Here is a 10255-nt window from a genome sequence, read left to right as displayed (position 1 = left end):
GCGCCGAGGCCGAGCCCGCCGCGCCCCCGCTGCACACCACCTCACCGCCAAGGCCGGCGCAGCCGGCGCAACGCTCGTCGCCGGCGGGCTCGGCCTCGGCGCCGTCGTCACCCACGAAGGTGCTGCGGCGACGGGCGAGCTCGGCCTCGACACGGCTCTCTCGCACGACCGCCTCAGCCCGCTGGTCAGCCTCGCGCACGGCATCGACGTCGTCATCGGCCCCATCGTCGGCCCGCTGCTTGTCGCCATCGTCGCGGCGCTGCTCTTCGTGCGCCACCGTCGAGCAGCCGTCATCTTCGCGCTGAGCACGGCCGGCCTGTGGCTCGCGACGTCGTCGCTGAAGCTCGTCTTCACACGCGCGCGCCCGCCGGCCGATCAGGTGCACGCCCTCGTGCACGAGACGGCGCGCGACAGCTTCCCGTCCGGCCACACCGCGCTCGCCGCAGCCATCGTCGCCGGGGCGTTCTTCGCGGCTCGCTCGCTCGGTCGATCCACGCGCCTCGTCCTCGCCATCGGCATCCCGTTCGCGCTCGTCGTCGCGGCGTCGCGCCTCTACCTCGGCGCTCACTTCCTCGGCGACGTCGCTGCCTCCCTCGTCTTCGTCACCGGATTCGCGCTCGTCGGCGCAGCACTCGCGCCGCTCGTCGCACGCCGGTTGTGCCACTGACGACTGCGCCGACGCCCTGCGGGCCCCGGACAATGCGGGGTGCCGGCATCGACATTCCAGCGAGCATCCCACCCACGACCGGGGCCACACCGGACGACCCCCGGCCCAGGCAGCGACATACGAACAACGACCCCACCGACGCCCCGGCCGTCGACCGGCCGACACCACTGCCGCACGTCGAGGACGAATCGATGACCACCCCACTCACAGGCCCCGCATACGGTGAGGGGGTGCATTATCACCTCCCTCGCCGCGTACGGGGCTTGCGCGTGCGGGTCGTCGCGACGTTCGTCGTCGCGGCGCTCGTCGCACTCGCCATCGCGCTCGCGGCGTTCACGTTCGGGCTGAGGCAGATCCTCACCTCGAGCGCAGGCGACAGCGCGACAACGGAGGCGCAGCAGGTCGCGAGAGAACTCAGCACGACGGATGACGCCTCCGCAGCGTTGCGTGCCGCGGGCGTCCACACCCAGGTCGTGCAGGTGCTCGACGCCTCGGGCGCGCTGCTCGCGACCAATGATTCCCACGCCTCGACGCCCCTCGCCCGCCCCGCCGAGAGCACGCGTCGCACGGAGATCACCCTCGATGGCGACCGCGACCACTACGTCGTCGTGACGCTCGCCGCGCACACGCGATCCGGCGCCGAGCGCTGGGTCGTGGCGGCCGCGCCGATCGACCACGAGGACACGATCGTCGACACGACGATCGTCCTGCTCGCCCTGACGGCGGGATGCCTGCTCGTCGTCACCGGCTGGGGCATCCACCGTGTCGTCGGGCGCGCGCTCGCCCCCGTCGAACGTATCCGTCTCGACGTCGAACGCATCCGCTCCTCCCACCGTCCCGAACGTGTGACGGTGCCCGCGACGGGCGACGAGATCGAGCGGCTCGCCATCACGATGAACGCGATGCTCGACCGTCTTGACGCCGCCGACGCGAGCCAGCGCGCGTTCATCTCCGACGCCTCCCACGAGCTACGTAGCCCCCTAGCGACGATCCGCATCCTCACCGAGACCGACCCTGAACCGTCCGAATCGACGCGCGTCATCCACGCCGAGACGCTGCGGCTGCAAGGCATCGTCGAGTCGCTGCTCGCCCTCGCGCGCGCCGACGACGACGCCCTTGCGCTCACCCTTCGAGACGTCGATCTCGACGACGTCGCCCACACCGAGGTGCTGCGCGCCCGCAGCGCTTCCCCGACCCGTGACGGCGAGCCGGTCGTGGTAAGCGCCGACCTCGCGCCCGTACGCGTCGTCGCTGACGGCGAGCGTCTCGCGCAGGTCGTGCGCAACCTCGTCGACAACGCACTGCGTCACGCGACGAGTGCCGTGCGCGTCACGACGCGGGTGGAGGATGCCGGCAGCCGCGAGCCGGCCACGGACAGGGACGGGGCGGGCCGAGTGAACGAGCGCCCTCGCGACGCACGCGGAACGGCCGTTCTCACCGTCGACAATGACGGAAGCGTCCTCGACGCCGGCGATCGTGAGGCGATCTTCGGCCGCTTCGTCCGCCTCGATGACGCCCGCAGCCGCGACGCCGGCGGCAGCGGCCTCGGGCTCGCCATCGCGCGGGCCATCGTTCAGGCCCACGGCGGGACACTCGTCGCCGAAGAATCACCCGACGGATGGTGCCGCTTCACACTCCGGTTGCCGATGGACTGAGCCTCATACGCCCCCCGACCTGATGCGGCCCGCCGCATCCACCCCTCGCCTCAGCGTCACCCCTGCGGCGCCCACCGCTCGGCGAGCGTCACTCCGCCGCCTCAACCAACCTGTAGCCGTGACCCCGCACCGTCTCGAGGCTGGCGGTGCCGAACGGCGCGTCGATCTTGCGACGCAGATACCCGACGTACACCTCGACGACGTTGTCGTTGCCCTCGAAGTCGGCGCCCCACACGTTGTCGAGGATCTCAGGTTTCGACGCGGGCTCTCCGCCACGTCGCGCGAGGTAGAGCAGCAGCGCGAATTCCTTTGCCGTCAAAGAGATCTCGACGTCACCACGCATGACGACGTGGCGCGCCGGGTCGATCGTCAGCCCGCCGACGTCGAGCACCGTCGGCCGCTCCGGCGCACCGCGTCGCGCGAGCGCCCGAAGCCGCGCCACGAGCACGGGAAAGCTGAACGGCTTCGTCAGGTAATCGTCGGCGCCGAGGTCGAACGCGTCGACCTGATCGAGGTCGCCGTCCTTCGCCGTCAGCATGAGCACGGGCGCCCACACCCCGTCGCGGCGCAGCCCGGCGAGCACGTCGTAACCGTTGCGGCCGGGCAGCATGATGTCGAGGACGATGACGTCGTACGGGTTCTGCGCGCCGAGCCACTGGCCGGTGATGCCGTCACCGGCGACGTCGACGACGAATCCCTCACGCCCCAGACCGCTCGCGACAGCGTCGGCGAGGTGCTTCTCGTCCTCGACGAGCAGAACCCTCATGCCGCCTCCTCGCGCGCGTCGATCGTCATGCCCCAGGTCTACACGACACCGGTGAGCCGACGCGATGCGTCAGGACGTGACGATGCAGCACCCGGCGAGCATGAGGGGCAGCGCGACAAGCCCGATGCCGAGCACCTCGAGCGGTTCGACGGCGGCGCGACGGCGCGTCAGCCACCAGCATCCGGCGAGACCGATGGCGAGTGCGACGGGCGCGAGGAGCAGCGTCGACGAGGCGAGCGACCCCCAGGCCGACGCGGGCCATACGTCGCCGATCAGCTGCCCGACGACGGTGCCCAGCGCCAACATCGCGGCGACGGCGGCGACCCAGGCGACGGCGAGGTCGGTGAAGCGTGAGCGCGGGGCGAGGTTCATGCCTCGACGATGCGCGTCACACCCAGGCGACACCTCGTGCGCGCCTGTGGCGTGGCTGTGGGGCGAACGGTGCGTCCTCATCCCCTTTGTGTGCAAATGCATCCGGGTGCATTTGCACACAAAGGGGTCCGGGCGTCGAACGCACGCACCGTCGGGTTCGGCGCAGGTCAGCACGGCCCTCATCGTCATGACCGGGCGGCGAGCATCAAGAAGTGGCCGACGATCGCCGCGACGACGCTGACGACGCCGATTCCGGCCCGAAGCGCGCTTCTCGGCCGCGGGTTGCCGCGCCCTCCTGAGGCCTTGTGCCAGTCATCTCGCCCATTGCACTCTGCCTCTCCTCACGTCGCCGCTCGAGCCATCGCTCGAGCATGTCCACACTGCGACGCACCAGACGACATCACCGTCCCCCGCGCGGCGCGACGGGCGTTCGGCCACGCGTTGTTAGGCTCGCAGGGTGTATGTGAGCCGCGCAGAACTCGAGAAGATCCTGGGCGCGAGCGTGCCCGAGAGCGTCGACGGCATCGACGCCGTCACCCATGATTCGCGGGCCGCGAAGCCGGGTGGCGCGTTCGTCGCGATCCCCGGATTCACCGTCGACGGTGTGACGTTCGTGCCTCAGGCCGTCGCGAACGGGGCGAGCCTCGTCGTCGCCGAGCGCGACGTCGAGGGCACCCCGACCGTCGTCGTGCCGGACGCGCGCATCGCGCTCGCCGCCCTCGCAACCGCGACGGCGGGGCACCCGAGCCACGACGTCACCGTCTACGGCATCACCGGTACGAACGGCAAGACGACGAGCAGCTACGTCCTGCACGGCATCCTCAGCGCCGCGTACGGCGAGGAGAAGACGGGCCTGCTGACGACCGCCGAGATCGTCGTCGGACGCGAACGCGAGCCGGCCGTCCGCACGACCGGTGAGGCTCCGCAGGTGCAGGGCAACCTCGCGCGGATGCGTGACGCGGGCGTCGAGCACGTCGTCCTCGAGACGAGCTCGCACGGCATCCACCTCCACCGCGTCGCCGGAACCCGTTACGCCGCAGCGTTGTTCACGAACCTCACCCGTGACCACCTCGACCTGCACGGCACGATGGAGGACTACTTCCTGACGAAGCGGCGCCTCTTCGAGTGGACCGACGGGCCGAAGCTGACGAACGTCGATGACGCCTACGGAGCGCGCATCGTCGCCGAGGTGCCCGGCACGGTCGGGTTCGGCGTGAGCGAGAACGCCGACTACCGCATCACGAAGGTTCACCCCAGCGATGGCGGCACGGCGTTCACGCTGACGACGCCCGAGCGCTTCCTCGACGGACGCGACGCCCCCGGCGTCATCGAGCTGCAGATGCCGCTGCTCGGCGACTACAACGTGCACAACGTCGCGGGCGCGTCCGCGATCGCGCTCGAGATGGGCATGCCGCTCGACACCCTCGTCGGCGCCGTCGCCCACATGGCACAGGTGCCGGGCCGCTTCGAGCGCGTGCCAGCGGCCACCGCGAAGGGCTTCGAGGTCGTCGTCGACTACGCCCATACCGAGGTCGGCCTCGAACTCGTCCTCGACGTCGCGCGCGCGGTCGTGGGCCGCGACCACGCCGACGGCGGCGTCCGCAGCGAAGGCGGACGTGTCATCTGCGTCTACGGCGCAGCGGGGCGGCGCGACCCGGCGAAGCGCCCGAAGATGGGCGAGGCGGCGAGTCGTCTCGCGGACGTCAACATCATCACGAACGACGACACGTACGACGAGGATCCGCAGGCCATTGCCGACGAGGTGATGGCGGGCGCCGATCCGTCGAACACGACGATCGTCCTCGACCGCCGCGACGCCATCCGTCAGGCGCTGACACAGGCGCGCCCGGGCGACATCGTCGTCGTCGCGGGCAAGGGCCACGAGCGCGTGCAGCACCTGCCCGGAGGCGACGTCGACTTCCACGACACCACCGTCGTCACCGAGCTGCTCGCCGAGCTCTGACGCCCCCCGTCCTCATCTGCGAATTTCGTCCACATCTGCGATTCCTGTCCACCTCTGCGAACGGCGTGCACAGGTGACCGAAAATCGCGGAAGGGGACGTAGGTCGCCGGTGTGGACGGGAATCGCAGAAGGGGACGGCGAGCGCGGGCGCGGCACCCATTGTGTCGGAGGTGACACCACCCCCGCTTGCCACACTCTTACTACAGGCGTAGTGTTCACATCAGACACCAGCACTACAGATGTAGAAGGAGCGTTTCCCATGGACAACCTCAACACCGTCTTCTGGATCCTCATGACGATCAGCGCCGTCGGCGTCGTCGCCTTCTTCGGCTTCCTCGCCACGTGGGGCGCCCAGATCGTCAAGGCCAACCGTCCCGTGCGCCTCGAACGCCACGAGAGCATCCCCAGCTACTACGGCCGCATGGTCGCCGCGCACTGACGCAGACCGCTCGTCGCCAGGTACGTCGCTCCGCGCCTCTCGTCGCCAGCCCGTCGCACCACGGCTCGTCGTCACGCAGGGACGCAACCGCCACGGATGCACCGTCCAGCCGCGCAGCCTCAGTCAGACGAGCGAGACGACTTACCCCGACTCAGGACGGCGTCGATCGACTTGCTATAAAAGATCTTGGCCTACCTGGCCGTCAGCTTCGAAGGCCACAAGCCTTCGAGCGCCACTGCTCGCAGTGGTCGACGACGAAGCCCGCATCACCTCACCACAGGTGACGCGGGCTTCGTCACGTCCGGGGCGGCACCGGCGGCAGGTGCGAGGCCGAGGAACGTCGATCACGCCAGACGTCAGGCGGAAGTCGCCAGCCGGGCGATGGGGCATCCCGTCAGTCGATGAGCGTCTCGCGCAGCTGGGGCGTCAGCAACCGCCGTGCGCAGATCATGCGCTGTTCGACGGCCGACGTGACGGCCTGCGCAGCCAGGATCGACGTCGAGACGACGACCTGCGCCGTAGCCGCCTGCACGGCCGATCCGCCGCCGAGCATGACGCCGATGAACGCGCCGGGCAGCGTCACCATGCCGGCTGTGCGTGTCTGGTCGAGCACGGGGATGAGCGACTCGGGGAGGCGTCGCGCAATGACTTCGCTGATCGCGTCGCGGGGCAGCATGCCGATCGACAGCCCGGCTTCATACATGTTCTTCTCCTCGCGCAGCCCGTCGAACGCGCGCCGCGAGACGAGGGTGTGCACGCTCATGACGTTGCCGATGACGATGCCCGCCGTCGGGATGATCGACACACCCTTCATCGGCACGACACCGCTGACGGTGAGGATGACGAGGACAGGCACGAGCCCTGCCGCCATCGCGAGCGCCGCAGCGAGCCGAGCCCGCACGTCCGTCGCGCCCGACCGCTTCGTCGTCGTCAGCACAGCCACGATGAACATGACGGCAACCGCGAGCACCGACGCCCACAGGTAGCGCACGACGCTCGTGATGAGCAGGGCGGCGAGCGTCAGCTGCACACAGGCACGCGCAACGGCGACGAGCGACGTCCGCGTCAGCTTGACGCCCGAAGCCCGGTAGCCGACCTGGATCATCACCAGCAGACATGCAATGGCGACGACGACGTGCCAGCCGAACCCTGTTGTCATACGGCCATTCTCACCGACGCCGGCGCCGCTTCGCACACCGCACGACGCCAGGGGCCTCGCCCGTCGCGCACCGCCCGGCTGCCGGCGGGGGCACTCGCCCCAGCGTTCGGGACGTTTCGCTCCTGTCAGGCGTTCGGCGGGCATGATGTGTTTCAAGGGGAGGAGCACACCATGACGACCCAGGCGCACCACGTCGGCGCACGCGACATGACACCCGAGCAGGTCGGCATGCTCAACGGCCGCGCAGCCGCACTGCAGGCGGCGACGGCGGATCTGCTCGAACGGGGATATCTGCGTCAGACGGCGTACGGGCGCCTCGAGGCGTGGACGATCCCACCCGCCGACGTCACGCCCCTGCAGCGCGCGGTCGTCGACGCCGTCCGTTGCCGCGCGCCACGCCTCGAGAACGTCCCCGCCGTGCGTGCGGCGCTCGACGAACTGCAGCGTGACGCCGTGCGCCGCGGCCTGCTCAATGCGCCGCGCAGAGGCGGCAAGGGCGAGGCCCTGAAGACGACGTTCATGACCCTGTTCGGGGTCGCCATGGCGATCATCGCCGCCACCGGAAAGTCTGTGGGTGGCGTGCTGGTCGGCTTGGGCTTCACGTGTTTCGGGGCGTACAACCTCGTGCGTGCTGTCCGCACCACACGGCAGGGGCGCCGCACGCAGGCCGGGGCTGCGGCCCTGGAGCAGCTACGGTTGCGCGTGCCGAGCCCTGCGGCGGGGCTCACGCAGCCACCGATGCGCGGCGGGCTCGGCTACTCCGTCGGCCTGTACGGGACGCGGCCGCTGCTCATCGCGTTCCCGGCCACCGCGGCCCTGGGATGGGGGCTGAGCGACCACGTCGTCGACGAGGAGATGCAGCGTCACGCGAGGGCGAGTTCGGGCGCAGAGCCGTCGAGTACGAACGGGTACACGTGCTCGTCGGGTACGTCGAGCTCCGACTGGTCGTGCGACACCCATTCCGGCCATTCCGGCGGTTCCGGCGGTTCCGGTGACGCCTGGTGCAGCGGCGGAAACTGCTGCGGCAGTGCAGGATCGTGCAATTCGGGTTCGTGCGGCGGCGGCTCGTCCTGCGGCGGCTCGTCGTGCGGTTCGAGTTGCGGTGGCGGCAGCAGCTGCTCGAGCTGACGCTACGCCCGGCCACCGCGTCATCAAGGCCTGCACCATCGGCTGCCGCGTCAGCTGCATGAGAAATGCGCATCTGCCCGAGGAATATGCTGTGTATTCCTCGGGCAGATGCACATTCCTCGTGCAACGTCAGCGGGTGCGCGACAGCCTTCGCAGCTCCTCAAGTCGACGCTGACTCACGCAGGGAGCTTCACGTCAGCCATCCGCCGGAAGCCACACGTCACCGTGCCGGCAGTACGTGCTTACCGTCGCGGTCGGTCGCGACGCACAGCGAGCAGACAGCACCGTCACCCGTCGCGGAGGCCAGCATGTCGGGGCGTTCGAACACGTCGCCGCAGGCCTCGCAGTCGATCTCGGCCGCCGACGGGTTGCCGTGCTCGTCGAACATCTCGTGCGCCAGCCCGTCGGTGTCGCGGCGCAGGTAGTAGCGACCCTTCGTCGCGACGGCGATGACGGGCGGCAGAACGACGGAGAGCACGACGGCGATGATCGGCGAGTACGGCTGCAACCCACTGCCGAGGCCGCCGAAGAAGGCCACGATCGACAGGCCCCCCGCGACGATGACGGAGACGAACCCGACCGGGTTGATCGCGTACAGCATGCCCCGGCGGAATTCGGGAGTCTTCGGCGACAGCTTCAACAGATAGGTGTTGACGATGATGTCGCTCGCGACGGTCACGATCCACGCGATGGCAAGGTTTGCGTAGAAGCCCAGGATGTCGTTGAGGAAGTCGAACATGTTCGCCTCCATCATGACGAGGGCGATCGTCACGTTGAACAGCACGAACACCATGCGGCCGGGGTAGTGCTTCGTCACGCGGGTGAACGAATTCGTCCACGCGAGCGAGCCGGAGTACGCGTTCGTCACGTTGATCTTGATCTGGCTGATGACGACGAGCACGACGGCGAGCGTCATCGCGAGCCAGTGGGGCATCATCTGCTCGTACGCCGAAAGGAACTGGTGCACGGGCTCGTTGGCGATCGACGCACCGCCCGCGACGTTGGCGATGAGGTAGACGGCGAGGAACAGCCCGATCATCTGCTTGAGTGCACCGAAGAAGACCCAGCCGGGGCCGGCGACGATGACGGCCGTCCACCAGCGTCGCGAGTTCTCCGGGGTCTTCGCGGGCATGAAGCGCAGGTAGTCGATCTGCTCGGCTATCTGCGCGATGAGCGAGAGGCAGACACCTGCGGCGAGCATGACGGCGCTGAAGCTGACGCCCCCACCATGGGCGCCCTTGTAGTCGAGGAAGGTGTCGACCGAGCCGGGGTGCGCCTGAACGAGATAGACGAGCGGAACACCCATGAGCAGCAACCACAGCGGCGTCGTCCACACCTGCAACTTGCTCAGCGCCTTCATTCCATACACGACGAGCGGTATGACCATGAGACTGCTGACGAGGTAACCCGCCCACAGCGGCACCCCGAGCCCCAGCTTGAGCCCCTGCGCCATGATCGAGCCCTCGAGCGCGAAGAAGATGAAGGTGAAGCTCGCGAAGATGACGTTCGTCAGCACCGAGCCGTAGTAGCCGAAGCCCTTGCCGCGCGTGATGAGGTCGAGATCGAGGTTGTAGCGCGCCGCGTAGTAGGCGAGGGGCACACCCGTCACGAAGATGATGGCGGCCGCGACGAGAATGCCGAGAATCGCGTTCGTCGTGCCGTGCTGGATGCCGATGTTGGCGCCGATCGAGAAGTCGGCGAGGTAGGCGATCCCACCGAGCGCCGACGTCGCGACGATGCCTGGGGCCCAGCGCCGATAACTGCGCGGCGCGAACCGCAGCGTGTAGTCCTCCAGCGTCTCGCTCCTCGCCTTCGCGGTCCCGACGGCGGACGCGGTGGCCCGCTCGTCGACCTGTGGTTCCAGTTGCGACGTCGCCATGCTGTGCGCCCCTCTGCTCTCGTCCTGCGTTTCGACAACCGAGGTGGCGGTATCGCCATTCGGTACGCAGGAATCTAGGCAGCCGATGTTTCGACGGATGCGAGACGATGTTTCACGAGAGTTGCGCCCCCTACCCCGATGTTGCCCGCGTTTTCGGTCACCCGCGCCGCGAAAAGCGGGCAACATCGCGACTGGACGAGGCGTCGGCGGGCCGGACGCGTCGGCGA

Annotated in this window: 9 protein-coding genes; 5 read left to right on the top strand and 4 right to left on the bottom strand. The window is 69.0% G+C overall.

What is annotated here, in order from left to right; genetic code table 11:
- The coding region (locus AX669_RS06085) for a phosphatase PAP2 family protein (RefSeq protein ID WP_062257250.1) at positions 1-667 on the top strand (667 nt) is incomplete at its 5' end.
- A gap of 191 nt (positions 668-858) precedes the next feature.
- Positions 859-2322 carry a cell wall metabolism sensor histidine kinase WalK gene (locus AX669_RS06080; RefSeq protein WP_156444940.1) on the top strand — a complete coding sequence of 488 codons (1464 nt, stop codon included), beginning with the start codon at positions 859-861 and terminating at the stop codon, positions 2320-2322.
- Positions 2323-2410: 88 nt separating this feature from the next.
- Here AX669_RS06080 and AX669_RS06075 read toward each other — a convergent pair whose 3' ends face one another.
- Both AX669_RS06075 and AX669_RS06070 read right to left on the bottom strand, forming a co-directional pair.
- Positions 2411-3088 carry a response regulator transcription factor gene (locus AX669_RS06075; protein WP_006946951.1) on the bottom strand — a complete coding sequence of 226 codons (678 nt, stop codon included), beginning with the start codon at positions 3086-3088 and terminating at the stop codon, positions 2411-2413.
- A gap of 69 nt (positions 3089-3157) precedes the next feature.
- A complete protein-coding gene (locus AX669_RS06070; protein ID WP_006947131.1) occupies positions 3158-3460 on the bottom strand; it encodes a hypothetical protein in 303 nt (100 codons plus the stop codon).
- Between the two features lie 463 nt (positions 3461-3923).
- Here AX669_RS06070 and AX669_RS06065 point away from each other — a divergent pair, with 463 nt between their 5' ends.
- Positions 3924-5423, top strand: coding sequence for a UDP-N-acetylmuramoyl-L-alanyl-D-glutamate--2,6-diaminopimelate ligase (locus AX669_RS06065; protein WP_231729449.1), 1500 nt, complete (start codon positions 3924-3926; stop codon positions 5421-5423).
- 259 nt (positions 5424-5682) lie between these two features.
- Complete coding sequence (locus tag AX669_RS06060) at positions 5683-5862, top strand: hypothetical protein (protein WP_006947113.1); 180 nt, start codon at positions 5683-5685, stop codon at positions 5860-5862.
- Between the two features lie 394 nt (positions 5863-6256).
- On the opposite strand, the gene AX669_RS06055 is transcribed toward AX669_RS06060, so the two are convergent.
- Complete coding sequence (locus AX669_RS06055; protein WP_062257244.1) at positions 6257-7021, bottom strand: ABC transporter permease; 765 nt, start codon at positions 7019-7021, stop codon at positions 6257-6259.
- A 171-nt stretch (positions 7022-7192) separates the two neighbouring features.
- On the opposite strand from AX669_RS06055, the gene AX669_RS06050 reads away from it, so the two are divergent.
- Positions 7193-8149, top strand: coding sequence for a TIGR04222 domain-containing membrane protein (locus tag AX669_RS06050; protein WP_062257243.1), 957 nt, complete (start codon positions 7193-7195; stop codon positions 8147-8149).
- 220 nt (positions 8150-8369) lie between these two features.
- Here the strand turns inward: AX669_RS06050 and AX669_RS06045 are convergent, their stop codons facing one another.
- The gene (locus tag AX669_RS06045; RefSeq protein WP_006946925.1) at positions 8370-10028 is read right to left on the bottom strand and encodes a cytosine permease; all 1659 of its coding nucleotides are present in this window, start codon (positions 10026-10028) and stop codon (positions 8370-8372) included.
- Positions 10029-10255 lie beyond the last annotated feature (227 nt).

It is taken from the genome of Dermacoccus sp. CCH2-D9 (assembly GCF_001556795.1).
Taxonomy (GTDB): Bacteria; Actinomycetota; Actinomycetes; order Actinomycetales; family Dermatophilaceae; genus Dermacoccus; species Dermacoccus nishinomiyaensis.
This window is presented reverse-complemented; position numbering and strand designations above follow the sequence as displayed.